Raw genomic sequence first — 25,903 nt, forward strand, 5'->3', positions numbered from 1 at the left:
CTGGCACGTCACAGCACAGATCGGTTGGCCACGGGTCGCACGGCCCTACCTGGAACGTCACGGCCGCCATCCCTTCTCGTAGGGGCCAGGCTGCGGGAACGCTCGGCGGATGAACTGGCCGACCGCCCCGTTCTGGAAGGCGTCGGGCATGGTCGACAGCCACGCGCTCTCGGGCCCGAACTCCCGGGGCGCACGGTGCAGGACCTTGACGTCCCTCATCTCCGTGCCGCCGATGCCTGCCAGCACCCCGTACGCGGTGCGCTTGTGCAGGACGGGCAGGTGCCGGCCGATGTCGAGGGCGTGCAGCATCCCCGCCTTCGTGACCGGCAGCGGGACATGCAGCTCGTAGGACAGCGGGTCGCGGTGGCCGAGGCCGACGAGGAGGTCTCGGGTCTCCCGGAGCCCTTGCAGGTACGAGCCGTTGCCCCTGGTCGCGTAGTACGCCTCGACCCCCCGAACAGGCCCCCGGTGCAGGACCGGCATCTCGTCTACGGGGTGCATCGCGAACATGTCGTCATTCGCGAGCAGGAAGGTCCCGGAAACATCCGGGTGCTCGCACGCCGCGCGCACAGCCCGGGTCGTGTTGGCATATTTCGTGCCGGTCTGCGAGGTCCCGATGTGGTGAACACCGCGCAGCCACGGGGGCCGACCGCCGACCACCCACACATGCCGGTGAGGCAGGTGGGCCGCCCATGAGCGCAGCGCGTACCGCAGCTGCTCGTTGACGGCTCCCTGCCTCACCGGCACGACGATGTCCGGCCCGTCGGGGGTCAGGACGCCAGGCACAGGCCACCCGTCACGTCGACGTAGTCGGCGGCCGGCTCCGGAGGTGCGATCGTCGTGATGAGCGTGCGCCGGTGGCAGGTCGAGCCGAGCGGGGTGAGGAGCGGGCCCGCGGTGCCGGCTGCGTCGGTGGCGATGACGTCCCACGGGCCGCGCCCCCAGCCGCCCCCGGCCCGGGTGGCGCCGGTCAGCTGCAACGTGACGGCCTCCGAGCCGACCTCCAGGTCGCCGAGGATGCCGTTGGTGACCCACGGCAGCAGGAAGTAGATCCAGGCCCCGTCGCCGGTGCCGTCGGCCGTGCACAGGTCCTCCCCCAGGACCTCGGCCCACAATTCCAGAGCGAAACCCGAGTTGCACTGGAGCGAGCAGTCGTCGTAGCCGATCGGCTTCCCGTCGTAGCCGTAGACCACGGGGTTACCGGTCGTGATCTCAAGGAACTCGGGCGAGACCGAGAAGAAGTTCACCTCGACGTCGTAGCCGTTGAACGTGGGGCAGCCGCGCTTGAACCCGCACTGGCGGCCGTTGGCGGCCTTGTAGGAGACGTCTTCGCCGTCCTCGGTGTTGGGGTTCATCGCGACAGACGCCAGGCAGTCGAACGTGAATCCGTTGTCGACACCGCAGACGGGGCGGCCACACGAGTCGACTCGTGTGACGCGGACGGTGTCCAGGTTGGCGATGAGCGGGGATGGCATGTGGGCCCTCCAACAGATCTGTTGGCGGTCCGGCCCAAAACCAGCAACCGCCATCAGCATAGCTGCGCGGGCCCTACCGTCACGGGGCTTCATGCGTGGGCGGAGCTGCCCCGACCAGCCCAGGAAGGACGCCGCTCACGCCCGGCGACCGTCAGCTCGGCGGGGCGGGGATCAAGGCGGTCCCGGCCGCCTCGTTGAACTCGGCCTCTGTGACCTCGCGGTAGTCATCGGGGACGTTCGCGAGGACATCGCCGTCGCCGCTGAGGGACATCCATCCGCCTTGGTCATTCACGAAGTAGCGCACCTGTCGAGCTCCTTACCTGGTTACGGCGATGAGGTTGGTGTCGGTGATCCACTGCTGGAACGTCACTGACCCGGCGATCACCCGCACAGCCGGATAGACCCGCACTACGTAGCCCGTGTGCGGGGGCAGCACGGCCGCCTGGGAGACGCCGAAGCTGTGGCGCTCGTGCCGGGCCGGGCCGTTGGCGTAGACGCCGTAGAGGACCCGCACGGCCAGGGCGCCGCCGTTGATCTGGATCGCGTAGCCGAGCTCGAACTGGGCGTTCGCCGGCCAGCTCACTTGCACATGTCCCTCAAAGGCCGTGTCGAACGAGATGCCCCGACACGCGCTGAGCGAATTGGCGGTGTATGAACCCTCGGCGAAGGCGCTGCTGTCGACGGTGACGAACCCCGTGGTGACCGCGACGGTAGGCGTTCCCATGGGATGGGACTGCTGGATCGTGACGGCCGCGCTGGCGTGCTCGGGCGGAGTCCACAGAGCGCCGCTGCTGGGGTCGCACTTGAGCGTCGAATTCGCCACCGGGTCACAGTCCCAGTCGTCGGCCCACGGCTGTTCGCCCGCGATCGGGAACGCTGCGAGCGGTGTTGCCGCGGTGCCGTCGCCCTGGAGACCGCATCCAACCTCCGGCGGGGCGGCCGGCGGCACGAACAGCCCGCCGTCCGTGCCGAAGCTGACCGCGTTCCCCGCGCCGTCCGAGAGCTGTGCCGAGATCTGACCAGTGGCCTCGTCGTACGCGATGCCGTCGCCGCCGGTGAAGCACGTTCGAACATCGGCGCACTCCAGCGACAGGCCGTCAGGGCCGGACTGGATGAGCTGGTCCCCGCCACCGGGCGGGGCGGGGTCGAGGATGACCGCGCTGCTGACGACGTACGGGTCAGCCGTTGTGCCCGTTCCGGTGATCTCCGTATCGATGGTCGCCGTGTCGGCCGCCCGCACGGCCGTCGGCTCGGCGGCACCGGCAGACACGACATAGGGCAGTGAGGCCGAGCCGTTGCCGTCGACGGTGACACCGGGGCCAGCCTTCAGGCGGCAGGTGCAACGGGTCGGTCCGCAGCAGGTACTCATGAATGCACTCCTGGGGAACGCTGGTCGGAGCCAGTAATGGCCTGTCGAATCGGGTCTCAGGTACCAGCGGCGTGCGCGTGCACAGTGACCCCGGCGGCCGGTGCGCCGACCGCCAGGACCCCGATGCCGAGGAGCGTGACGCCGGCCGACACCTGCACGTTGACCGTGGTCGACGTCGCCGAGTTCGCCGTGATCGAGCACGACCGGAACGCGCTTGCACCCTGCGGGGTGACAGTGACGACCGGTGGCGCCGAGAACGCGCTGGCGGGCCACGTGAACACGACGTTCCCCGACCCATCGGTCACGCCGGTCGCCCGCTCAGTCCGCGGGGTCGGCCGAACGTACGCGCCCTCGGTGGCCACCTACGCCTCGCGCGTACTCGTGACGAGGAAGTCCGACCCGGCCACGCCTGCGAACGTGAACGCATCCGCGAGCTCTTCGCCATCCGGGCCGCCTTGGTCGACGCCCCAGGACAGGGACGTGCCAGCCGCGAGAGGGACGGCCGCCGCACCGCCGATGCTGATAGTCGGCGCACCGGCGTAGACGACGAGCGTCACCGACCGGGCACCGGCCCCGATCGTCACCGCACCGGCACCCGTCTGCCGCTGTGCCGTGGAGGTGAGCTGCGGATTGGCGGCCGGGGCTGGCGCGGCACCGCACCGCACCACGTCCCCGATCGGCGTGTACGCGGTGACGCCGTCCAGCTCGGTGTCCGTGGTGACGGTCGCCCCATCCGCGGTGCTGTACCGCCGCAGGAACGACCCGTCCTCATCGCACAGAACCTCGTACTCGTCATCGGGCGTTGCCGCTGCCACGCTCCCGCTGGTACCGGACATGAGGCGCCTCCTCGGGCGGTAGGGGTGATGGGCGCAGGCCCCGCCGCGGGCTGCACAGCGGGCCTGGCGGCCGTCTAGTCGCTGATCTTCGTGAAGGCGAGACGACTGTTCCCGGGCTGGATACCGGTGACGTTCACAGCAGTGCCGTTGATCGTGTTCCGGGACGCCTCCAGCCGGATCGTCACCGGCCCGGCCACCGTCACGAACTTGTGGAAGGTGCCCAGGGACACCCATGTCGACTGGCCGGACGTCGGATTCGCCTCGTTGACCTGTTGGACCGTGTAGTCCGTGCCAGCCATCGCCGCAGAGGCGGTCACGTTGTAGAGGCGGGCGGAGATGTTCACGGCGAACGGGCCGGCCGCCGCTCCCCGGGCGATCGAGGAGCGCACGGTGGCAGTGACCTCGTACGTACCGGCCGCGGGGAGGTTCACGGAGAGCCCGGTGTTCACCCAGCTGTCGTTAGCCGCCGCGACCAGGCTGACGGGCCCGGGGAGCAGTACCTCGCCGTACGAAGGCGTCGGGCGCAGAGAGGAGGAGGTCCCAGTCATCAGCCTGCCGCCGTTCCCTTGTAGGTCCACACCAGCAGGTAGTCCGCTGTGGCCGTGACGCCGGCGAACCCGGCGGCGGCCAGGCTTGAGTCGTCGGTGTCCGCGACGGACCAGGTGACCGACGCGCCGGCCGGGATGGCCTGACTCGTGCCGTTGCTCATCGCGGCGTTCACCGCTCCGGCCACGACGGACAGGCTCACCGACTGGAGGCCGGGGAACTCTGTCTTCAGGTTCTGCACCGCCGTGCTGCCGGTGACGCGCCGTACGCCCGTCAGGACCGGTGCGTCGGGCTGCTGGCCACAGACCGTCACCGTGCCGGTCACCGCGTACGCGGTAGTCCCGTCGAGGGTGGTGTCGGCCAGCGCGGTCAGGAGGCCGGTCGAGTTGTTGACGGACCAGTGGCGGAGGAACGGCGTCGTGCCGGCCGCCGCGACGTCGCACAGGGGCTGAACGATGTGGTCGAGCTCCGCGCCCCCGCCGCAGGGCGGGCCCGCGACCAGGGTGATGAAGCCGAAGGCCGGGGCGAGGCAGGCGAGACCTCCGCCGTCGTTCCTGTTGCCCATCGTGACTGTGGTGGGCGGGCCGTCGAAGTAGAAGTGCCCCAGGTTGTTGGAGGCCAGGGTGTGCCAGCGGTTGCCCGGGTTCAGGACGTGCCCGAGGTCCGACTCCACCCTGCTGGGCGCGGGCGACAGGGTCTTGTCCTCCCACTCGTCCCAGTCGATCGCATCGACGCGGAGGACGTCGGCCAGGGCGAGGACAGTCGCGTCCGGCTCGAACGTGAACGTCACAGGCCCGTTCCATACCGGGGCCGTCGCTGTGCCGCCGCAGCCTCCTCCGTACGTCTTGCTGGCGGTCATGCTGACCGTGCCGGTCTGCGACGGGTCCTCGCTGTTGGCGACGGTGTACGTGAAGACGAGCGGGTTGGTCGGGTCCTGCGCCACGGCGGTTGTATTCCACACCTGCTCGCGCAGGCTCGGCGCGCTCTCGCCGCAGTCGACCGCCTCGACCGGCGTGTACTCCGTGACGCCGTCCAGCTCCGTGTCGTGGAACGTGGCCGTGCCGGCGCAGTCGTAGACGAAGTGCCGCAGGAACGGCGTCGCGCAGACCAGACCGTCAGCGTTCGGCGGGTTGTCCGGGTTGAGGTCGCACAGCCGGATCGTCTGTACTGCGGCAGCCTGGCACTCGTCCGGGTCGGCCGTTCCGCTCGACAGGGTCGCAGCGGCGATGCATGGCGTCAGCTCCCCTTCGGGCTCTTCGACCTCGTTGCCGTCCGCGTCCGTCCAGGAGACCGTCGTCGTGTTGTCGCACTCCTGCGTGAACAGCTTGGAGAACGTCGTCTCGGTCCGCGAGGCGGCAGGGCCCAGCGTGTAGACGGTGCCCGGCGCCGCGGTGCGGTGCATGAGCATCTGCCCGTACACCCGGTTCGGGTCGACGCTCGTCGTGCGGATGTACCACAGGCACACCGCGTTGTAGGCGGCCTCCCACGACGAGGACGCGTCGATCGTGGCGAGCGCCGCCGCCCACTCCCCGTGGAACTGGTTGGGGTTGCCACCGCATCCGTTGGCCGTGAACTGGACCGGCGTGGTGATCTGCTCGGCACCGTCGATCACCCACGACGTGATCACCCACGTGCCGGCGCACTGGGGCGGGTTCGGGCTGATGCTGCCGCAGGTGCTCCCCGCCGTGTTGTCGTAGGACACCTGCGCCTCGACGAGCGACCAGCACTCAGAGGCGTAGTTCGTCGGGCAGTCCTTCACCGCCCCGCAGTCGATGACCGCGCCGCTCACACCGTACGCGGTGACGCCGTCCAGCTCGGTATCGAGGACGCTGATGACCGCCCCTGTGCAGTCCCGGCACACCGTGCGCAGGAAGCTGTGCGGCTCCTCCCCGTCGGCTACGTCGCACAGGGCGACGACCTCGCAGTCCCGGCACTGGTCGGCGGGCGCGGTGGGCGTGCACTGGGCGACGGTGCCGGTGACGGTGTACGGGGCGCCGTCCAGGGTGGTGTCGACCGTCTCGACAGTCTCCCCGGTCGCGCAGTCCGTGACGAGCGTCCGGAGGAACTGGGTGCTGCTGGTGACCGCGCAGCCCTCCAGCTCCAGGGAGACGGTGAACTGGTCGGCGGTCCAGCTCTTGGCGGAGAGGTGGAACGTCTCCAGCATGAGCGCGACACGGATATCGCCCGCCGCGATGTCGGCGGCCGTGACCGGTGCGGACACCGTGAGCGCCCCCTGCCAGCCGGACGGCGCCCACTCCAGCGCGTTGTGAGTGGCGAGTGCCGTTGTCCCCCGGAAGAGGCGCAGCGCCCCGTCCCACGCCTGCCCCGTCCCCGGGCCGTCGTTCCGGACGCGCACGGAGATCGTCAGGGTGCCCGACGCCCCGTCACACCCGGCGAGGTCCGCGGTGATCTGCCCGGTCGCGGCCAGGTGCTCTTGCGCCGGACCAGCACCCGCCGGGTAGAGGAACGTGCCGCCCGACCAGAGGGCCGCGTACGGGCCGGGGTGGTTCTGGAACTGGCTCTGTCCGACGGCCGCGACGTTGCTGTCCACGAGCGTCGGCGTGATCTCCGACGAGCCGTCGGCCGGCACGTCGCACACCAGCACCGTGGAGGAGTTCCGGCAGGTCTCGGTACAGACGCCGACCTCTCCGGCCGGGGTGTACGCGGAGCCGTCGAGGAGGTAGTCCGTGTGCCCGACGATCTGGCCGTTCTCGTCCCGGCGGTAGTCCCGCACGAACGGGGTCGAGGTGCCGTCGGCGGCGACGTCGCAGAGCTGGATGACGTCCTGCTCCGGCTGCGCGCCCCCGGCCGGGCAGACGGTGACGGTGCCGGTCGGGGTGTAGGTGCCTCCGGTAACGGCGTCGACCAGGCGCACGGAGGCCACGGCCCCGGTGTCGTCGTAGGTGTACTCCACGAGGACCAGGCCCAGGACCTCGCCGGCGTCGTCCACGTCGCAGAACGTCCCGCTCACCTGGATCGAGCGGGACTCGCCACAGGCCACGGTGCCGGCCGGGACTGCACCGGCCGACCATGCCCCGGTGGAGAGGTTGATCCATCCTTCGCTGGCAACGGCGCCCGTGCAGTCACGGACGACGGTCACCGCGATCGGCGTGCCGTCCGCGAGGCACAGGCCGACGGAGGTCACGGGCGTGGTCGGGGACTCGCAGTCCGGGGCGGTCGGGCAGACGCCGACGGTCCCGGTGACCGCGTACTCGGCCCCGTCGAGGGTGCGGTCGAGGGTGGCGAGGAGCGCGCCCTCGCAGTCGTAGGTGGTGGCCCGTACGAACTGGGTGGCGGTGCCGTCCGCCGCGGTGTCGCACAGGACCAGGACGGACGTGGTGGCGTTGCAGCCGTCCGGCTGACAGGGCTGAAGCGTGCCGACGGGCGTGTATGCGGCGCCGGTGGTCGGGTCCACGGTGCGAGTGCCGACGCGGTCGCCGCTGCTCGTGTCGTAGATGGGCTCGACGAGAGCGACGCCGGCGACCGTGCCGTCTGTCAGGGTGTCGCACAGGAGGACGGCCTCCACGTCGACCCGGGCGGTTGCAGCCGCTCCGGCCATGATGACGGGCCCTTGCCCGCAGCATCCACTCACAGCTGTACTCCCTGGGTCCATGTGACGGTGACGGTGCCGCTGTCGGCGGCGATGGTGAGGGGCCCGGTGAGGGAGGCGTCGACGTCGCGGCCGACGCTCCAGGTAGCCGCCTCTCCCGTGTGAAGGGTGCTCGCCCCGTCGGCGGTCGTGATCGTGCCGGTCCCGCCGTGCGCCACAGCGGTCACGGATTGCAGGGTCGGGACGGCCGCGGCGTCCCAGGGCCCCGTACCCGCAGGGAGCTCCAGGCGGTGAGCCTGGACACCGAACGCCGGGTCAGCGCCGTCGTCAGCGACGTTGCAGTCAACCGGGGAGACCGGCGTGTACGGGGCGGTGAGGCCGTCGGTGTACGTGCCGAGGCTGGTCAGCGCTCCGTCGCAGTCGATGCCCAGCAGCTCGACGTAGCTGACGTCGGGGAGGCCGTCCCCGTCGGCGTCGTCGCAGCGGCACGCCTCGATCACGTGGTTCGCGTCGCACGGGGGGACCGTCACGGATGATCCGTCACCGTCTGCCGTGCACTGCCCGGCCTCGCCGGCCACTGTGTACGGCGTCATGCCGTCCAGTTCGAGGTCCTGGGACGAGGTGAGGCCGCCGAAGCAGTCGAAGGTGAGGCGCCGCAGGAACGGGGTGCGGGTGACGGTCAGCGCCGCCGTCCGTACCTCGAACGGCATCAGGAACAGGTCGCGGTCGTTGGCGCCGCCGCCGGTCGTCTGGTCGGTGAACCGGATTGTGACCGCGCCGGTGGCAGGGGCGATGAACGGTACGGGCGGCAGGTCCTCGGTGAGCGTCCCGCCCGGGAACACAGCCGACCCATTGGAGACGTTCCGTGTCCTCGTGGCGAGGACTGTGGTGCCGTCGAGGACGTCCAGGCGGTAGATCGCGGCGTTGCCCACCGGGTCGGACCCGCCGGCCCCGATCCACGCGGACGCGAAACGGAACTCGTACAGGGTGGCGGGGAGGAGCCCGCTGACGGTCAGCTCGGCGACGCCGGTCGCCGGCTGGTTGGCCTGAGCGAACCACAGGGTCGTACCGTCGTTGCCGGCCACGACGTTCCCGGTCAGCGTGAAGTCACCGGCCGGGGTCGGGATCGGGGCCTGCGGGTCGTAGGTCAAGTCACAGAGCTGGACGACCTGGGTGTCCCCGCACCGCTCGACGGTGCCGCCGCTGCTGGCCGGGGTGCACTGCCCGGCCTCGCCGGTGACCGTGTACGGGGCGCCGTCCAGGGTGGTGTCCGTGACTGCGGTGACCGCCCCGGTCTCGCAGTCCACCGTGACGGTACGGAGGAACTGCGCCGCGCAATCCGTCTGGTCGTAGGCGACGGTGGCGGCGAACTCGGACAGCTCCCACCCGGTACGGCGCGGGGGTGGGCAGGCGGTGCCGCTGTCGTCGTAGGCGTCGAACGCGAGCAGGACAGCCACGTTCCCTGCGGCGAGGTCGGCGGCCGGGACGTCCGCCTCCACGCTCAGCGTCCCCGACCATCCTGCAGCCGTATTCAGCGGGGCGAGCGCAAGGGCAACCCGCTCGCTGGTGCCGTTGTAGAGCCCGAGGAAACCCGTGTTGGCGCAACCTGCGTCAGGGCCGAGCTGAGCCGCATCGACGCTCACCGTGACACGGGCGGTGCCGGCGTCACAGACCGGCCGCGGTGCCTGGATGATCGCCGCCGCGGTACGGACCGTGCCGCCCGTCCCGGGCTGCGGGCCCGCAGCGGCCGGGAGGGACAGCGTGCCGCCGTCCCAGAGCGCCTGAGCCCCAGACGCAGGGACGCCTGTGGTGTAGGGGTAGTACGGCGCTCCGCTCGTGTCCGTGACGGCCGGGGCGGGCATCCCGTCGGCGGGCAGGTCGCACAGCAGCAGCGTGTTGGCGTTGTGGCACTCCTGCTCGGGCTGCGCGTCCGGGCAGAGGTCAAGGTGCGTGCCGCCGGGAAGCGCGACCGGCCCCCAGGTGAGGGGGTCCACGTAGTTGACACCCAGCCGTTCACCGGTGGCGACGTCGTAGGTGACCTCGGCGAGGATTCGCTGGATGACGGAGCCGCTGGTGTTGTCCACGACGCACATGGGGACGACTTCGATGTCCCGGCCCTCCGGCGGGCAGCACGGGGCATCTCCCCCACCACCACACGCGACGAGACGGTGGCCGGCCGGGATGGAGTTCTGCCGGTCGCCGTTTTCGTCCAGGTAGTACGCCTGGCCGCCGGGCTCGATGATCTGCGCCCACACCTGGGGGGCGTGGTCGTAGGTCGCCACGACGTGCAGGATCATCCCCGCCTCGTTGGGCGACGGGCAGGAGACAGCGGGCTGCGTCTCCGTGATCTGCACGACGATGTCGTTCTGTCCGGCCCGGCCGCCTGGGACGGCGGTGGGCGGGAACGACCATGCCGGCGCGGCGAGGGTGCCGCCTCCGACCGGCTGCCACGCCCCGTCGTTCAGCCGCCACTGGACGACCTTGTTGTCCGCGTTGAGGGCGGTCGCGGCGATCCGGATCGAGTCCGGGGAGACGTCGGCTGGCAGGTTCCATGAGGCGCGGGTGAACCAGGTGCCTGGGACCGGCGGGGACGTCTCCCCTGCGGCCGGGCAGACGGTCCGGTTGGAGTGCGGGCTGACCCAGTGCGCTGCGTTCGGTGCACTGTCGGCCGCAGTCCAGAGTGGATTGGAGGCGACTCGGTACATCGGGTGCCAGGGGCCGGCCACGTTGGGCGACCAGGTCCAGTCCGTGTCCTGGCCGCTGGTGGCGTTGGCGGCGTTCGTCAGGAACTCGCTGCTGCCGGTCTCGACCACGCAGACCTGACGGGTGATCCGGTCGGGGCTGGGGCACTTCGTGAGTTCCGCCCCGGCCGGCAGCGTGTACGCGGCACCGTCCAGGTCGGTGAGGCGCTGCTCGGACAGGTCGCCGCTCTGGTCGTCGTAGACGCGCTCGGCAATGACCTGGTCGAGGACTTCACCGGTTGCCTGGTCGCGGACGCACAGGAGCACCGTCTCGACGTCGACGCGGGTCTCCGGGGGTGGCTGCTCGCAACACTGCGCGACGGGCTCGCACTGCCCGACCTCGCCCGTGACGGTGTACGGATCTCCGTCGAGGGTCGTGTCGGCCACCGCGACGGACTCGCCGGTCTCGCAGTCCACGACGGTGCGCCGCATGAACTGGACCGTGCGGGTCATGACGATGTCGAGGCGGCCCATGATGTAGTTCTGGCCGCCGCCGTCGCGGACCTCGACCTCCACCACGTTGGGCCCGGCGGTGACGGGGATCTGTGCCGTTCCGCTGGTGGCGGGCTGGTTCCACTGCCCGTACATGCCGGCGTCGACTGAGTTCACGCGGACGCGGGCGCCTCCGTCGCCACGGAAGTTCGCCGAGGAGACGACCGCCATGCCGTCCTCCGGCGCGGTGAACGTCTTCCTCATCACCCAACGGACCGGGGCTGTCTCGTAGCTTGCGTACCCGGGGCCGGGGCCGATCGTGAGATCGCTTCTGACGCCCATGTAGTTGGGGTTCCCAGCCGGGTGGGGCGCCGGATACGGGATCGGTGCCTCCGGCCCGTACCCGGCCCCGTAGCCGGTGTACGAGACGATCTCCCACCCGTCCGCGCCGGGCCTGTTCGCCGGGTCGAGGACCGTGACCGCCTCCTGCGTGGCGGTGTCACACAGGAGCGTCGAGGAGGAGTCCCGGCAAGGGGCCCCTTCCTGCGCCTCGGGCTGACAGACGCCGACGAGCCCAACCGGCGTGTACGGCGTCTCCCCGTCCAGAAGGGTGTCCGTCGAGGAGACGACGGCGCCGGTGCAGTCCCGGCACACGGTGCGCTGGAACTGCCCGCCCAGGCTCACGTCCAGGGCACCGAACTCCCACGTCCCGAACCGTCGGCACTCGGTGCTGACGACCCGGGGCCCGAGGTACTGAAGCGTGAAGGTGGACACGCCGGTGACCCGGAAGCGTGCACTGGCCGCCCGGGTGGGGGCGTTGAGGGTGCAGCCAGCGGCGGCGAGTTGGGGGCCGGCGGCCAAAACGTGGGTGGTCTGGTTGTAGCTGTACCCGGCTGGCAGGTTCAACGGGACAGCGTTCAGGGGGAGCTGGACCGTGTTCTCCCCGGCTGCGGTGCCGGGTGAGAAGACCATGGCCACGCTGAAGTCGACGTTCACCGGTTGGTTGAACGTCCAGCGGGTGGTCGGGACGACCGGGTTGGGGAAGAGGGCCGTGGACCACCAGGCCGCGCCGTCGCTCTGCCGTCCCGGGGTGAACGGGCTGGGCGCGGTGACGGCGTAGGTGACGCCGTTGGACAGCGTCCCGGAGGCTGCTGGCCCGGCGATCGTCGCCGGCGGGCTGCTGCTCGTGTCGCAGAGGACGACCGTGTCGCAGTTCTGGCAGGGCGTGGCGGGGCAGCGGCCCACGGTGCCGGTCGGCACGTACGCGGCGCCGTCCAGGAGGTAGTCGGTGTGGCCGACGATGGCGCCGTTCTCGTCGCGCCCGAAGTCGCGCAGGAACTCCACGATTGTGCCGTCGGTGGCGGTGTCGCAGAGCTGGACGATGTCGCGCTCCGGCTGCTCCACCCCGGCCGGGCAGGTGGTGACCTCGCCCTGAGGGACGTATGTGGTGCCGGTGGTGGCGTCGACCAGGCGCACGGAGGCGACCGCACCGTCCGGACCGTAGGTGTACTCGATGAGGACCAGGCCGAGGACATCGCCGGTGTCCGGGGCGACGTCGCAGAAGGTCCCCGTGGTCGAGATCGAGCGGGGGTTCCCGCACGCCATCGTCCCGACGGGCGGGTCACCGGCCGTGTAGGCGCCGGTGGTGAGGTTGAGCCATCCGTCCTGGGTGACCGCCCCGTCACAGCCGCGGGTGAGGACTACGGCAATCGGGGTGCCGTCCGCAAGGCAGAGGCCGAGGGTCGCGGCCGGTGTCGTCGGCTCCGCGCAGGAGGCAGTGCTGTCGCAGAGCCCGACGGTGCCGGTCACGATGTGCGGGGTCTGCCCGTCCAGGGCGACGTCCTCGTACGTGGCCGTCCCGTTCAGGAACGTGTACCGGCGTAGGAACGGTGTCGTGACGCCGTCCGGGTTGGTGTCGCAGAGGGGGACGGTCTCCGACTCCTGGGAGCCGTAGACGCAGTCGACGGGCGCCACGGGGGCGTACGGGGTCGAGGGATCGTCCTGGTACGTCAGGACCAGCTCGGCGGTGCCATCGACGCGGATGCACCACAGCTGGCTGTAGGTGGCGTCCGCTGCTCCGTCGCCGTCCGTGTCGTCGCAGAGCTGACGGCACACCGTGTCGACGCATCCGGCGTCGCACGGGCCTGCGTCGGCGGGGAGGGCGCCCGGAGTGAAGACGCCGGCGGCATCGAGCCACCCGACGAACGCGGGGTCTTCGGCGACCTCGCCGCACTCCACGCACCCGGACCGGACAACGGCGAGGACGGTCGAGCCGTCCGCGCGGCACAGCGGCGCCGAAGCGATCGACGGGGAGCAGCAGGTAGTGACCTCTACCGGGGTGCTGCTGCCGTCGGCGCACGGGATGGGCTCGACCGGCATCGTCAGTCCTCCGGGTGCTTCTGGCGCTGGTGGGTGTCCCGGCCGCGTTCGGTCGTGAACTCGCGGTCGCAGCCGGAGCAGGGGAAAACGCCCTCCGGGGCGTCCTCGTCGTTCACGACGGCGCCGGGGGCCGGCTCCTTGGGCAAGGGCTCGCCGGGTTCGGCCGCGGGGGTCTCGGTGAAGGCCGCCGCAGTGGCGACGCCGAGGAGTTCGCCGGCCTGCTCCTGGTCCTCCTCGGGCGAGACGTAGCGGTGGCCGTCCACGGTTGCGCCGATCAGTACGGCCTCGGGCATGCCTGCGAACAGTGCTGCGGGGACGGCGAACGTCGCCGAGGCCACCGTCCGCACCTTCGGGTCTTGGGCGACCGCCCACCGCGCGAACTCGACGCGCCGCTCAGGGGTAGGCCGGATCTGGATGAAGTCGCTCACGGGCAGGTCACCACCTGGATAGCGCAGACGTTGCAGGTCGTCGCGACGACGTACGTGCGCTCGACGAGGACCCGCCGGTCGTTCGTTCGGGTATTCACGGTCGCGCCGGGCCGGTCCGGGATCGTCATCGTCGGGCCACGACGGATGACGACCGGGCCCGTGATGTAGAGCCAGGCCGTGCCCGGGTCGGCGGGCAGGTTCCCGGGGCCGGTGTTCATCGCCGAGTAGCCGGCGCCGATGATCGCGCAGTTCCCGGCGAGGGTGGTCAGGTTGCCGCTCGCGGGGTCCTCGCTGAGGAGGTTGCAGCAGCCGAGGAGCGCGGCGACGCCGGCCGGGACGTGGAGGACGCCACGGCCGCCGTACTGCTCTGCCAGGCAGCCTTCCAGGGCGGCGACGCCCTGGGCGATGTTCACCGGCCCGGCGTCCGGCGTCAGGTCGGTGGCGTTCATGGCCAGGTGATCGGACCAGAACCCGGCCTCGACGGCTTCCTGCTCACCGAGGGCCAGGGACGCTTCCGCGTGGGCGCGGGCCTCGGCGTACGACCAGCCCATCGTGGAGCACTCGGCACCCGAGTACACGGTGATCGGGTCGGCGTGCTCGGCGGTCGGGCGGCAAAACTCTTTCTGCAGCGGGCCCGGGGACTCCTCGCCCGGCGACTCCTCGCTGAGGCAGGGGTCTCGCCAGACGTTGACCGGGCAGCAGCCCAGCGCCAGCCACTCGATGCCGAGGAGTTCGTGGACGTCGTCCACGTCGCGGATATCGGTGCAGGCGCCGAGGATTCCGTGGGGCAGCGGCTCGCCGGGGATCGGCTCGACGTACTTCCTCATGCCCGCCATCGCTCGCCTCCGTTCTCAAACTGGGGTGTGCCGGGCCCGCGTTCAGGTCACGGGCCCGGCACGACTGGGGGCGGGCGAGGGTCAGGCGATCGGGCAGGTCAGCGCCGTCTGACCGCCGGTGGTGCCGGACGGGCAGATCGGGATCGTGATGGCGCGCGTGTCCACCGACCGGTCGACCAGAGCGACACATTCCTCCGCAAAAAGGGCGGTGTAGTCGTTGGTCGAGAACTTCGTGCTGTCGTGGATGACGCCGAGGTTGACCTCTTCGCCACGGCCGATCTGGAGCGAGCCGGCCGGGTACATCAGCACCTGCATCTCGGCAGGCCAGTCGGTCGCCGGGGTCGGCGCGCCGATGTCGGTCGGGACGCCCGGCGGCAGGTTCCGCGCCCACTGGATACGGACGCCGAGACGCGCGAACGCGTCCTGGATGCACCCGGGGTCGATCTCGCAGATGTCCTTGCCGTTCTGGCGGGCGATGTCGGCGAGGAAGGCGTTCCGCGCCCACCAGGGGAAGACCACTTCGAGGGCGGTCGTCTCACAGAGGCTGTGACGCTCGATCATGTCGGCGGCCTGGAGGGCGATCCCCGCGTACACGGCCGAGACCGCGCCGAACGTCGCCGGGAGGACGACCGGGGTCGCGGTGTCGAGGGCCTGCTGGTACAGCACGCTCCTGATGCGGATCTCGTGCGCCACCATGGCGTTGCGCAGGTACCAGGCGACCAGCTCGGGGAAGTGGCGCTGCGTCAGGATGCCCGCTTCGAGACACACGCCGACCGCGTCACAGCGAACCTCGACCGGGTCGGGGCACGGAATCGTGAAGCACGGCTTCGTCGCGCCGCTGATGTCGTCGGCCTCGGTGTGCACCCACGTCATCGCGGACACGTCGAGCGACAGCGGCTTGTAGTACCTGAGCCCACCGCGCGCGAGCTGGATCTCCGGCGCGTCCCACAGCATGGCGGGGCACGACGTGTCGGTCAGCTCGTAGATCGTCTCGCTGGGCGCGCACCAGCCGCCGGACGCGACGAGGTCCTTCTCCGGGAGGCGCCGCTGGCTGGAGGCGTGCATCGACACCGTGGTGCCCTCGGGCGCCGACGAGGAGTCGGTGACGATGAGGTCCTGCGAGTACGGATGCCGGTACGAAATGACCTGGCCCACGCCACCGCCCGCGGTCTTCAAAGCGTTGGCGCGGGAGATGATGCCGGCCGTGATGCCGTCGAAGTTCAGCGGCTGGCCGGGGGCGTAGCCGGGGACGTCGACCGCCGCGGTGATGCTCGTGCCCGGGGCCGGGGGCTCCGGGAGGACGCGGGGCTGACGGCGGCGCACGCCGGACAGGTCGAGCGCGGGGCGCTGCACGACGGTGGCCGCGGTGACCCTGGGGGCGGGCTCCGGCTCGGGCTCGGGCTCCTCAACGACCGCGGCGGCCGTCTCCTCGCCCTCCGGGGCCTCCGGGGTCTCGGCGTCGGCGTTGCCGCCACGGACCTGCGCCGCGAGGGCGTCGATCTCGGCTGCGGCCTGCTCGGCTGCCTCGCGGCGGCTGGCCTGCTCGGTGCGGATGGTGTCGACGCACGTCGCCAGCGCGCGCAGCGACTGGAGGTCGTCCGTGCTGACGGTCGTGGACTGGGACATCGCGTCGAAGGCTTCGACGGCCCCGGAAAGGGCCCGGTTCAGCTCGTCGTCGGAGAGGGCGGTGACGTCCTCGGGGATCTCGAAGTCGGCCATGGCCTGGGCACTCCTGTGATTGATCTTGGAGTTGCCCGGCCCAGAACCAGCGGCGATTTGAGAAGCATAGCCCGATGCCGGTACACGGCACCGGGCTACATCAGGCGGTCGGCGGCAGCGCGCCTACTTGGTGGTGACCTGGGCTACGCCGTCCTTCGGCTTCTCCCGGACCTTGCTGCCCGCGTACCGCTTCGAGACGGCCTTGGCCGTGGCCTCGCTCGTGGACGTGAACAGGATCTTGTCGCCGGTCTCGGCGACGACCTGCCACTGCTTCTTGTTCTTGTTGCAGGCGCAGCCCATCAGAACTTCCTATCCATGGTGGTTGTGGTGTGACCGGCCGCGATCTCTTCCCGGGCCGGAGCGATGACGGACGCGGCCAGGGCCTGAGCCTCGGCGCGGGCAGCGTCCTGCTGTTCCTGGTGCTGGTCGAGCGCGGCCACGAGCGCGTCCACGGCCGACGGGCTGGACACGAGCGCGGCCACCAGGGCGTCCAGGTCAGTGCTCGACCGGACAGCCGACCGGACACTGTCCGCCGAGTTGTCCGGTGCGGTGACCGGACGGTGTCCGCCCTGCTCAGGGACGGTGCCGGTGTCCGCCGTCACGGGGTTGTCCGGGTTGTCCGGTACAACGTCCGGATGTTGTCCGGACACGTCCGGTGCGGTGTCCGGATCAGCGAGAGCGAGGGCCGCCGACGCCGCCAGGGCGAGGTTCGACCGCTCCGCCACAGCGGTGGCGAGAAGCGGCGAGGAGTGCCCGGGGACCGGCACGGAGAGGACCGCGCGAAGCTGCCACTGACCGCCCGGACCGGACTTCATGTGGTAGCTCGGCTGGCACGCGGCGAACACGCTCCGGTCCCACTCCGACAGCCACGGGGCCGCCGCACCGGAGAACCACAGACCGCCCGCGTTCTGCCCGACCGTCACGATCCCAGCGACGGACCTCGTGTCATCGAACTGGCACGCGGCGGTCTCGCACTCCGCGCCGTCGCGGTGATGCCCGACGTTCATCGTGAACGCCCCGGCCTTGATCAGCGACCCGTCATCGAGCTTGAACCGCGCCCGCAGGAAGTGCGTCAGGTCCAGCTTCCCCAGGGACTCGACCGTCAGCTTCTTCCCGGGGTAACCGGCGTGCGGCTCTCCGGCCTGGGCGACCCATCCGTAGATCCGGCCGTTCGCGTAGTGCACGCCGCCGGACCCGGGCGGCAGTTCCTCGGCGGTCGGCTCACGGAACCAGGCAGCGGGCATCGGGTCGGCGTCCTGCATCGCCGTCCACGCCGAGGCAACGAGCTCGTCGCCGTCATCCCCGGAGGCGACCATCGACATATCCGTGGACGGGCCGACGTACAGGCCACGGGCGAGGCGCACGATGTGCCCGGCCTTCGCCGCGCGGGCGAGGTGGCCGCGCGCCGTCTGCATCCTGATCCGCAGCCCACGGGCGACCTCCCGGGCCCCGACCGGGGCCGGGGCCGTCTTCACGAACCGGATGACCTTCTGCTGCGCCGCGCTCGGGCCGGCTGCCGCCGACCACTCCTCGTCGTCTTCCTCGAACGGGGCGGTGTCGGTCTGGTCGTCCAGCACGATCCGGGCCTGGTCGTACGCCGGCATGGCGACGAGGGTCGCACCGCGCAGGCGGGCCCGGGTGATCCGCATCAGCAGGTCGCCGGACGACTCGCTGTGCACGACCGTGCCCTGGTTCTGGTCGTCGCGGTCGCCGGCCGCCGCGGTGAGGGTGCCCGTGGTGGCGAGAGCGGCGTGGACGGCGGCAGCTGTCACGACGCCGCCCGGTCCGGTGATGAGCTGGGCGGCCGTCCCGTGCCGGGAGAGCGCACCACCGGACGCGGTCCACTCGGTCGTTGCCGTGGTGGACAGCGACCACGACCCGTCTTCCAGACGGAGCATCGACGCAGACGGCAGCGACGCCAGCAGCACAGCGGCAGGCTCGTCGTCCCCGGCGGACCGGTCCACGAACTCGACCGAGACGTCGTCCAGGTCGACGGAGACGCCGAGCGGGCCTCGCTCCTCCAGAACCATGAGGGCGTCCGAGCCGGCCGCCAACCCCGGGTAGAGGACCCCGGAGCCGGTGATCCGGTCACCGTCACGGCCCACGGTCTGGATCGACCCCGCGAGCTCGGCGCCCTGGTGCCCCATCAGCATCTCGTCGGCGTACTGGAGCGGCCACGGCCCCACCCCGGACCAGTACAGGGCCCCGGGCCGGAACACGCGGCCGTCGCCGGTCTCGGTGTCCTCGTACGCGAGGGCCGTGTCGCCGGGGGTGGACCAGGCTCGGGCGGCCAGCGGCCCCGTCGTCACGGTCTCGTCTTCGTCCATCAGGGTTGCCTCCTCTTCCCGGCCGAGCGGGATATCGGTGTACTCGCCGGCGAACGTCACCCGGACCCGGTCGAAGCGGATCGGGCCCAGGCGCTCGTTCATCGCGGCCAGCAGGGACGGGCTGCGGCTGTACGCCGCACAGACGTGGGGCTGCCACGGTGAGTGCTGCGTTGGCAGGTCTGGCTGCCGGTGCATGTCCTCCAGGGCGTACGTCGCCGCCCAGCGGGCGCTCTCGAGTCTCGGCGCGTCCCGGGGGCTGTCGCGGTCGTCGCCGACCGACCACACCCAGCACGGGTCCTCCCCGTCGGCGTTCCACTGGTTCGCGCCGAACGCCCGACCGGTGATCGGCTCGCCAATGTCCGCGAGTCGGGAACGGAGACCGGCGATCAGGTCGGCGCGGTGCTCCTCGTCCCAGTCGGCGCCCTCGCCGAGGTAGAACAACGTCAGGTGGAGCTCGCCGGCCGGTTCGGAGCCGTCGGCGGCGAGGGCCAGGCGCTCGGCGTCCTCCGCTGTCGGCATCAGGGCGATCATCGCCCCGGTGTGGGCGCTCGCAGCGGTCAGGCCGGTATCCACACGCTTCTCCCTTGTTTCTGAAACTCCCGGCTCGGAGCTTGTCTGAGATTCGGAGGCTGCTGCTCGTAGTTCGGGGGCGACTGCAAGGCGGCAACGGCAGTTGATGACGAGGCCGGCTGGGGCTGAGGGGTCGCCGGGGGTCTGCATGGCGACGCCGCCGACCGTGAACGGCTCGGCCAGGAGCCGGATCTGTCCGTCCGCCTGGTCGTGGGCGGTGCGGACCTTCCGGTCGTGGCGGGTGACCCACTGCTTCACGACGGGCTGGTCCGGCCCGGACGCGGCCTGGGCTGCGGCGAGGGTGGCCGTGTTCCAGCTACGGGACGCCTCGGTCCGCGCGATCCGCCGCTCCCGAACGGGGCCCAGGTGCGCGCCCTCGCGGGTGAATGCCGCGCGCAGCCGCGCCCGCAGCTGGTCGACGTCCTCCCCGGCGTCGAGGCCGGCTGCGAGCTCGGCGCGGGTGGCTTCGGCCAGGCGGTCGCCGACTGCGCGCAACAGGTGCTCGGTCGTCTCGACATACTGGCCCAGGCCCTCGGGCAGGGTGCCGTCGTCGTACCGGCCGGGCAGGTCGTCCCAACCCTCCGGCAGGGGCTCGCCGATGTCCTCGGCCGCCGCGGTGGCCGCCGTCTCGGCCGTGCCCAGGAGGCGCCGCACAAGGCCGCGGGTGCGGTTGCCCCACATGCGGGCGATCCGGGAAACGCTGAACCGGGCCGCGACGAGCTCGGTCGCGGCCAGCACGGCGTCGGCGAACTCGTCGGCGGTCGCGGTGAGCACGGCGGCGACCGCGTCGGTGAACTCGCGCTCGGCCTGGTCGAGCTGGGCGTTGCGGTCAGGCATCGTCACCGCTCCCGCCCTGGAGGGCGGCGCGCATGGTGGCCTCGGCTCGCTGGAACCCGTCCCGGTCGACTTCGGCCGAGTATGCGAACGGTTCACCATCGTCGGCAGGGATGAGCTGCCAGCCGAGGATCTGGCCGCCGGTCTCGTCCACCCGCAGGGCCAGGGCGAGGCCCCTGGGGTGGAACGTCGTGCGGTTGATCAGCCACCACAGGCCGGAGTCGATCAGGTCCATCAGCGGGCGGTCCTCGCCCGCCCGGGTGGCCGCTTCGGTCTTCTGCCGGTGGAGGCGTTCCTGCTCGCGGAGCTGCCACGCGGCGGCCTCCTCGGCGATGGACCGGCCTGGGCAGTGCGAGCACCAGCCGTGGGTGTAGTGAGCCGGGATGCTGTGGCCCAGGGGGACGTCATGCTTCACGGCCGGCCTCCTTGCGCGGGCAGGGCTCTTCGACCGGTCCGACGTAGATCCGGCCCGGCCCGGCCGTCATAGTGCTGCCGTCGACATACGTGACCTTGAAGCCGACGACGTCGATGCCCTCGGCGACCGAGGCACGCAGGCCGCCGCAGTCCGGGCACAGGTCGACGTGGTGGAGACGTTCAGGCACGGTCGATCCTTCGGGTCGGGAGTGGGCTCGTGGGGTCCTCGCAGACCTCGCACCACGACAGAACGCCGGCTGTGGCAACACCTTCGGGGGCCAGGAGGAGCAGTTCGGCGGTGACGCTGGTGTACGCCCGGCAATGGGCGCACCACGTTTCCCGGAGGGTGCCCGGGTGCAGGACCTGGCCGCCGGTGGCGGGTTCAGGGACCACGACGGGGTGAGGCTCGCGCCGGCCGGTCACGCCGCCACCTGGAAGCACGAGGCCAGGACAGTCGGCACGAGCCGGTATTCGTGCTCGACTCCGGCGGCGATGAGCTCGCGGGCGTAGCCGTCGAGGGACGCGGTCAGGCACTCCGGGTCGAGGCCGTACCGTCCCGCGATCTCCGGGAGACGCGACCAGGCGCCATCGAGGAGCCGCCACTGCTCGACCTGGGCGGCGTCGACCGACAGGAGCGTATGCAAGCGCGCGGACTCGACCTCGCGGGCCCTCGCTCGCTCGCTGCGTGGGCAGGCCGGGGTCTTGCGGAGCTTGTCACCGGCCGCGGTGAGGGCACCCCAGATCAGGCCGTCAGCGGCGGCAATGAGCGCGTCCCCGGGGCCGGCCGCGGCGGCGAGGGTGCCCGGGGGGGCTTCGGACTCGTCTACCGGCAGGTCGGGCGGCGTCGCCGGCGCGTCCTCGTCCTCCGCGTCCTCCGTGTCCTCGGGGTCCTCGGTGGGGGGCGGATTGCGGCGGGCGAGCTCGTCCGCGTCGGGGGCGTCGGACTCGTCGAAGCCGGTCTCTCGGCGGAGCGCGGCGTCAGAGATGACGCCCCGGTCATGGGCCTGCAACGCGGTCTCGGAGCGGTTGGTGCGCACCCGCAGGGGGCTGGTGTCGTACCAGACCATCCAGCGGTGCCAGTCCTCGATCTTCTCGGCTTCGAGGATGGGGCGCAGCCACTGCTGGGTGAGGCAGTACGCGAGGGTGGCGAGCTTCGGTTCGATACCGAGCCGGATCGCCTCCGAGGTGAGTGCCCAGGCACCCCAGTGGTTCACGTCGCCCAGGCCGAGGAGAATCTCGGCGGGGATTTCCAATCCGGTCGCGAAGCGGCGTACGGCCTCCTCGCGCAGCTTGATCGCGAGCTCGTCAAACTCCGACTCGAACTTGACGAGCTTGAAGTCGGCGATGGTGTCGGCGGGTACTTCGAGGACGATCGGGACGGTCGCGGCAGCCGATTCGGGGTCACGGATCGCGGTCTCCGCGATGGCCATGAACGTCTCGATCAGGTCGTCCTCGGCACCGCCCTGGGTGCCGGACGTCGGGAACCGGGTGCCCTTGGGGATGAGCAGCAGGCCCCGGCCGGTGATCCTCGACCGGGCGATGGCCTTCACCGCCGCGTTCAGCAGCAGGAGTTCTTCCAGCAGCTCCAGCGACGAGCGGACCGGGCTGTCGGCCTCGATGAAGCGCTCGGGGTCCGGCTCCCACACACGGATCGCCACGGGCGCGCCCGGGTCCAAGGTCTCGGGGTCGCCTTCCGGGATCGCGACGTCCTCGCCGTCGATCTCGGCCATCAACTTCCCGGACTGCTGCTTGACCTCCTTCACCGACAGGACGCGCCAGTCGTGCCCGTCCTCCGGGCTGTCCGGGGACAGCACCTCATCGTTGGGGCGGACGACGATCCAGCCCTCGCCGGGGATCGTCAGGTGCCGCCCGAACGCGCCGAGGAGCTTCGACTGGCCGTCGGGGCCGCCGGCGATCTGGGCGACGATCTCGGCGGAGCGGTGATTGTCGGGGGCCTGCTCGATCGAGCCGTCATCGGCACGCCGGGCCGCGAACAGACGGGCGCCGGACATGGCATTACCGATCCACGAAGCGGCGAACCGCACCTCGGGGACCGCGTGGTACATGTCGTACGCGCGGCCCTGCCACGACTGGTCGCCGGCTCCCCTGCCCCGGATCTTGCGGGCGGTGTACCGGGAGGCCGCCGCGGTGATCGTGCGGGGCGCCGCCATCAGGCGCTGTCCTTGCGGGAGTCGTCCCAGCGGTTCAGGAGGACCGCCGAGCCGGCCACTGCCAGCCACTCCAGGCCGTGGACGAGGACCGGGGTACCGGCCCAGGTGTCGGTCGCGAGGAGCCAGGCCGCGAGGAGCACGCCGCTGACCCAGAAGCCGGAGCAGTAGACGCAGGAGATCAGCGTCACCAGGGCGGCCCGGAGCGCGGAGTTGGGCTTGCGCTGCTGCCAGGCGTCGATCCGCTCACGGACCGGGTCCAGGATCGAGTCATGGACGACGAGTTGGGTGGTGCGGTATCCAGCGAGCGCCAGGACGGCGAGTGTTGCGAGACTGATCATGTGCGTACCCCGATGGCAGATCATCCGGCCGAGTCAGGCGGGGATGATAAGCCATCCGAGAGGGCACGCCCCGGGAACGTCTGCGCAGGTCAGGGCCCGTTTTAGATCATAAACGCGCGGGGTCAGAACAAGGGCAGCGTGTCAGCCGGCTGCGCCTCGACCCCGGGCTCGGGCTCGTCGACGGCGATCTCCATCTGCCCGTACGGCAGGTCCACGATCTCCAGCGAGCCGGCGCACGACACGAGATGTCCGTCAGCGTCGCGGCGGGCCTCCGGGGCGTCGTGCCGCCAGAGCCGGCCCTTGCTGAGTCGGCCGGCGACCATCCCAGCCGCGATGGGCCGGGTGCAGCTCGGGCATTCCACCCGGGGGAGCTTCATCACCCGTCCAGTGTGGCCGAATCAGCCGTCCCTTGTGCCGTTCCTCCCTACCCTGGCGGGATGACCGACCTAACCGACCAGGACGTGCGGGACTACCTGCGGCAGCACCGCGACGGAGGACCGATCAGCCGCCTCTACGCCACGGGGGAGATCACCGAACACACCATCCCGGCCCTCATCAAGCGGACCGGCGAGATGTCGTACGAGGAGCAGGACGAGGAGGCCGAGCGCCTGCACGACGTCACCGGGTACGTGACCGCCGTCGGCGCCCGGCCCGCGGTGGCCGGCTGGACCGACAAGCTGAGGGCCGGTTCCGAGGACACGGGTACCGGCGGCTGCTAGTTTCAGATCAGGCGTTGTCCTGCTGGCTGTGGGCCGGGGGCAACGCCGTTTCTGTGTCCAGGGCCGGGACCTGACCGCCTACAGGTCGACCGGCCGGTGGACGATGCCGCGCGCCATGAGGTCTTGCACGGCCTGGGCGCGTTCGCGGACCCGGGCGTTCGCCTCGTCGGTGCCGAGGCAGTCGGCGACGAGGCGCGCCCCGATCCGCTGCCGGGCCGCTGCGGTCAGGTCCTCGGCGGCCAGGGCGGTGTCCAGATGGCCCAGGACCGTGCGCAGCCGGTGGACTTCGGCCGCGTACTCGGGGTCGTGGAGCGCCGCGTGCCGGGCATCGGGGTTGCGCGCCAGGTGCTCGCCGAGGAGGTCGGGGGATTCAGTCATGCGGACAGTGTGGCGGGGCCGGCCGCGGTTCCGCCAACGCCGTGGTCACCCGCATCCCGAGCCCTGCTGCGCCCCTACGATGGGCCGGTGACCTTCGATGAGATGTTCGCAGCCGCGCTCCGCACCGCCCCCGAGAGCTGCCGCACTGTGCAGATCGAGGACGGGGACGGTCTGCACGTGATGTTCTACGAGCACGCGGAGGACGGGCAGCACAGCGACGGAGGCACGCTGTTCGTGCCCCGTGCTCTCCTCGAAGACTGACCCTCGTCACTTCGCGATCCTCCGCCCGTACGGGCCGGCTGACGGTGGAGCCTGGCGGCCGCCGGGGGTCGGGGCTTGTGGCAGCGGGGCGTGGACGATGGCGCCCTTGTTCGCCTCGGGGATCAGGCCGTAGACGAGGATGCACGAGGCGTCGATCCGGCCCGGCGAGTCCGGGTCGGTCGGCTGCCACGTCGCCCACTCCCGCTCCAGGTCGGGGAACAAGCCGCGGAAGCGGACGCGGTCCTGGACCATCTGCTGAGCGATCGGCTCGGCGCGCAGCAGCTTGCCTTGCTTGGCGCGCACCGGGTCGATCTTCGGCATCAGGACGTCCTCGGGGATCTCCCCGGACCGTTGCAGGGTCTCCCACGACGTTTCCAGGGCGAGGACGGCCATGTCCCTGCCGAAGTTCCACTCCACGAAGATGATCGCCGCGTTCGTCTCGTAGGCGAGCCGGCAGGCCGCGGTGGACCAGTCGGCCGACGACATCGGCGCGGACACGTCGTGGGTGACCCATACGCGCTTGTCGTCGCCGAGGAACCCGCCGATGACGCCCGCGGTGTCCCGGCCGCCGCCGGACGGGTCGATGGACACGGCGATCTTCTGCGGCTCGACCTTCGTGCTGCCGTCGCGGATCATCCGCAGCAGTTCCTCGGACACCAACGCGCCCTCGGCCGGTTGCGGGTCGCCCTGGGCGAGGCTGTGCCAGTCCCTCGGGATCGACGTGGCCTTCATGTCCGCCCACCAGGCCCGCAGCCGCACCGTGTCCCGGACCGGGATCTTCGGGTGCGGCAGCGGCTCACCGTGCTCACGGCCGAGCGGGTCCGCCCCGAACTTCGGGTCAGCGATCGCAGGGAGGTGGATGACCCGCCACCGCCCGCCCTCCTCGACACGTCCCTCGTCCGCGAGGCGCCGGCCGGCCCAGTCGTCCGGGTGCCACCGGGTCTGGATACCCACGATCGCGTTCCGGTCCGGCTGGAGCCGCTTGAGCGCGGTGGACGAGTACCAGTCGTGCAGCGCCCGCCGCGACGCCTCCGACTCGGCGTCGGCACGGTCCTTGTGCGGGTCGTCAATGATCAGGAGGTTCACGTCGAACCCGGTCAGGCCCTTGCCGACGGACACCGAGCGCACACCACCGCCTTTGGTGACCTCCCAGTCCTGCATCGCCCCGGAACCCGGCTTCATGTGCAGGTCGTACTCGTCGCCGTACTCCTCGACGTAGCGGCGGATCGTCTTCCCGCGCCGGAGCGCCAGGTCGTCGCCGTACGAGGTGATCGCGGCCCGGTCCGTGGGGAACAGGCACAGCCACCAGAACGGAAACCACTCCGCGACCGTGGTGGACTTCCCGACCTGCGGCGGCGTGAAAATCATCAAGCGGGGGCACTCACCGCGCCCCACATCGGCCAGGGCCTCCCCGATCACCCGCAGGTGCGGGCGCGACCTGAACGAGCGATCCAGCCCTCGCGCGAGCACGACAGGGTCACGCAGCAGGTCGCGGCTCATCGACCGCTTCGCGGCTTCGAGGTGCTGGAGCACCGCCACGTCATCAAGGTGGTCGAGCTCGCCGACGACCTGGTCCACGT

Annotated in this window: 22 protein-coding genes; 2 read left to right on the top strand and 20 right to left on the bottom strand. The window is 71.2% G+C overall.

Going from position 1 to position 25,903, the window contains the following annotated elements; translation table 11 throughout:
- Positions 1-57 precede the first annotated feature (57 nt).
- The 18 genes from ACLQ2N_RS16085 to ACLQ2N_RS16170 form a co-directional block, all read right to left on the bottom strand.
- A complete protein-coding gene (locus ACLQ2N_RS16085) occupies positions 58-741 on the bottom strand; it encodes a hypothetical protein (RefSeq protein ID WP_425813412.1) in 684 nt (227 codons plus the stop codon).
- Between the two features lie 29 nt (positions 742-770).
- A complete protein-coding gene (locus tag ACLQ2N_RS16090) occupies positions 771-1,475 on the bottom strand; it encodes a hypothetical protein (protein WP_425813414.1) in 705 nt (234 codons plus the stop codon).
- 316 nt (positions 1,476-1,791) lie between these two features.
- Positions 1,792-2,844: a hypothetical protein gene (locus tag ACLQ2N_RS16095; protein WP_425813416.1), complete on the bottom strand. Its 1,053-nt coding sequence runs from the start codon at positions 2,842-2,844 to the stop codon at positions 1,792-1,794.
- Positions 2,845-2,900: 56 nt separating this feature from the next.
- Entirely contained in the window at positions 2,901-3,125 is a 225-nt protein-coding gene (locus ACLQ2N_RS16100) for a hypothetical protein (protein ID WP_425813418.1), read from the bottom strand.
- Positions 3,126-3,206: 81 nt separating this feature from the next.
- Positions 3,207-3,680 (bottom strand): hypothetical protein, encoded by a 474-nt coding sequence (locus tag ACLQ2N_RS16105; protein ID WP_425813420.1) that lies wholly within the window; start codon positions 3,678-3,680, stop codon positions 3,207-3,209.
- Between the two features lie 74 nt (positions 3,681-3,754).
- On the bottom strand, positions 3,755-4,228 hold the full coding sequence (locus ACLQ2N_RS16110) for a hypothetical protein (protein ID WP_425813422.1): 474 nt from the start codon (positions 4,226-4,228) through the stop codon (positions 3,755-3,757).
- A complete protein-coding gene (locus tag ACLQ2N_RS16115) occupies positions 4,228-7,785 on the bottom strand; it encodes a hypothetical protein (protein WP_425813424.1) in 3,558 nt (1,185 codons plus the stop codon). Before ACLQ2N_RS16115 ends, ACLQ2N_RS16110 begins: the two co-directional genes overlap by 1 nt.
- A gap of 29 nt (positions 7,786-7,814) precedes the next feature.
- A complete protein-coding gene (locus tag ACLQ2N_RS16120) occupies positions 7,815-13,328 on the bottom strand; it encodes a hypothetical protein (RefSeq protein ID WP_425813426.1) in 5,514 nt (1,837 codons plus the stop codon).
- 2 nt (positions 13,329-13,330) lie between these two features.
- Positions 13,331-13,756 carry a hypothetical protein gene (locus ACLQ2N_RS16125; RefSeq protein ID WP_425813428.1) on the bottom strand — a complete coding sequence of 142 codons (426 nt, stop codon included), beginning with the start codon at positions 13,754-13,756 and terminating at the stop codon, positions 13,331-13,333.
- Positions 13,753-14,592, bottom strand: coding sequence for a cupin (locus ACLQ2N_RS16130; protein WP_425813430.1), 840 nt, complete (start codon positions 14,590-14,592; stop codon positions 13,753-13,755). The genes ACLQ2N_RS16125 and ACLQ2N_RS16130 overlap by 4 nt, the downstream gene beginning before the upstream one ends.
- An 81-nt stretch (positions 14,593-14,673) precedes the next feature.
- Positions 14,674-16,311 (bottom strand): major capsid protein, encoded by a 1,638-nt coding sequence (locus ACLQ2N_RS16135; RefSeq protein WP_425813432.1) that lies wholly within the window; start codon positions 16,309-16,311, stop codon positions 14,674-14,676.
- Positions 16,312-16,434: 123 nt separating this feature from the next.
- Entirely contained in the window at positions 16,435-16,611 is a 177-nt protein-coding gene (locus ACLQ2N_RS16140) for a hypothetical protein (protein ID WP_425813434.1), read from the bottom strand.
- Positions 16,611-20,045: a phage minor head protein gene (locus ACLQ2N_RS16145; protein ID WP_425813436.1), complete on the bottom strand. Its 3,435-nt coding sequence runs from the start codon at positions 20,043-20,045 to the stop codon at positions 16,611-16,613. Before ACLQ2N_RS16145 ends, ACLQ2N_RS16140 begins: the two co-directional genes overlap by 1 nt.
- The gene (locus ACLQ2N_RS16150; protein ID WP_425813438.1) at positions 20,038-20,457 is read right to left on the bottom strand and encodes a hypothetical protein; all 420 of its coding nucleotides are present in this window, start codon (positions 20,455-20,457) and stop codon (positions 20,038-20,040) included. Before ACLQ2N_RS16150 ends, ACLQ2N_RS16145 begins: the two co-directional genes overlap by 8 nt.
- On the bottom strand, positions 20,447-20,644 hold the full coding sequence (locus ACLQ2N_RS16155) for a hypothetical protein (protein WP_425813440.1): 198 nt from the start codon (positions 20,642-20,644) through the stop codon (positions 20,447-20,449). The genes ACLQ2N_RS16150 and ACLQ2N_RS16155 overlap by 11 nt, the downstream gene beginning before the upstream one ends.
- 231 nt (positions 20,645-20,875) lie before the next feature.
- The gene (locus ACLQ2N_RS16160) at positions 20,876-22,627 is read right to left on the bottom strand and encodes a hypothetical protein (protein WP_425813442.1); all 1,752 of its coding nucleotides are present in this window, start codon (positions 22,625-22,627) and stop codon (positions 20,876-20,878) included.
- A complete protein-coding gene (locus ACLQ2N_RS16165) occupies positions 22,627-22,965 on the bottom strand; it encodes a DUF1360 domain-containing protein (RefSeq protein WP_425813444.1) in 339 nt (112 codons plus the stop codon). Before ACLQ2N_RS16165 ends, ACLQ2N_RS16160 begins: the two co-directional genes overlap by 1 nt.
- A gap of 122 nt (positions 22,966-23,087) precedes the next feature.
- Positions 23,088-23,345, bottom strand: a complete 258-nt coding sequence (locus ACLQ2N_RS16170) for a hypothetical protein (protein WP_425813446.1) — start codon at positions 23,343-23,345, stop codon at positions 23,088-23,090.
- A gap of 57 nt (positions 23,346-23,402) precedes the next feature.
- Here ACLQ2N_RS16170 and ACLQ2N_RS16175 point away from each other — a divergent pair, with 57 nt between their 5' ends.
- Complete coding sequence (locus tag ACLQ2N_RS16175; RefSeq protein WP_425813448.1) at positions 23,403-23,684, top strand: hypothetical protein; 282 nt, start codon at positions 23,403-23,405, stop codon at positions 23,682-23,684.
- A gap of 78 nt (positions 23,685-23,762) precedes the next feature.
- Here the strand turns inward: ACLQ2N_RS16175 and ACLQ2N_RS16180 are convergent, their stop codons facing one another.
- Positions 23,763-24,062, bottom strand: a complete 300-nt coding sequence (locus ACLQ2N_RS16180; RefSeq protein ID WP_425813450.1) for a hypothetical protein — start codon at positions 24,060-24,062, stop codon at positions 23,763-23,765.
- Between the two features lie 87 nt (positions 24,063-24,149).
- On the opposite strand from ACLQ2N_RS16180, the gene ACLQ2N_RS16185 reads away from it, so the two are divergent.
- Positions 24,150-24,323, top strand: a complete 174-nt coding sequence (locus ACLQ2N_RS16185) for a hypothetical protein (protein WP_425813452.1) — start codon at positions 24,150-24,152, stop codon at positions 24,321-24,323.
- A 6-nt stretch (positions 24,324-24,329) separates the two neighbouring features.
- Here the strand turns inward: ACLQ2N_RS16185 and ACLQ2N_RS16190 are convergent, their stop codons facing one another.
- Entirely contained in the window at positions 24,330-25,901 is a 1,572-nt protein-coding gene (locus ACLQ2N_RS16190) for a terminase large subunit domain-containing protein (RefSeq protein WP_425813454.1), read from the bottom strand.
- Positions 25,902-25,903 lie beyond the last annotated feature (2 nt).

The sequence above is a fragment of the Streptomyces sp. DT224 genome (assembly GCF_049844595.1).
Taxonomy (GTDB): domain Bacteria; phylum Actinomycetota; class Actinomycetes; order Streptomycetales; family Streptomycetaceae; genus Streptomyces.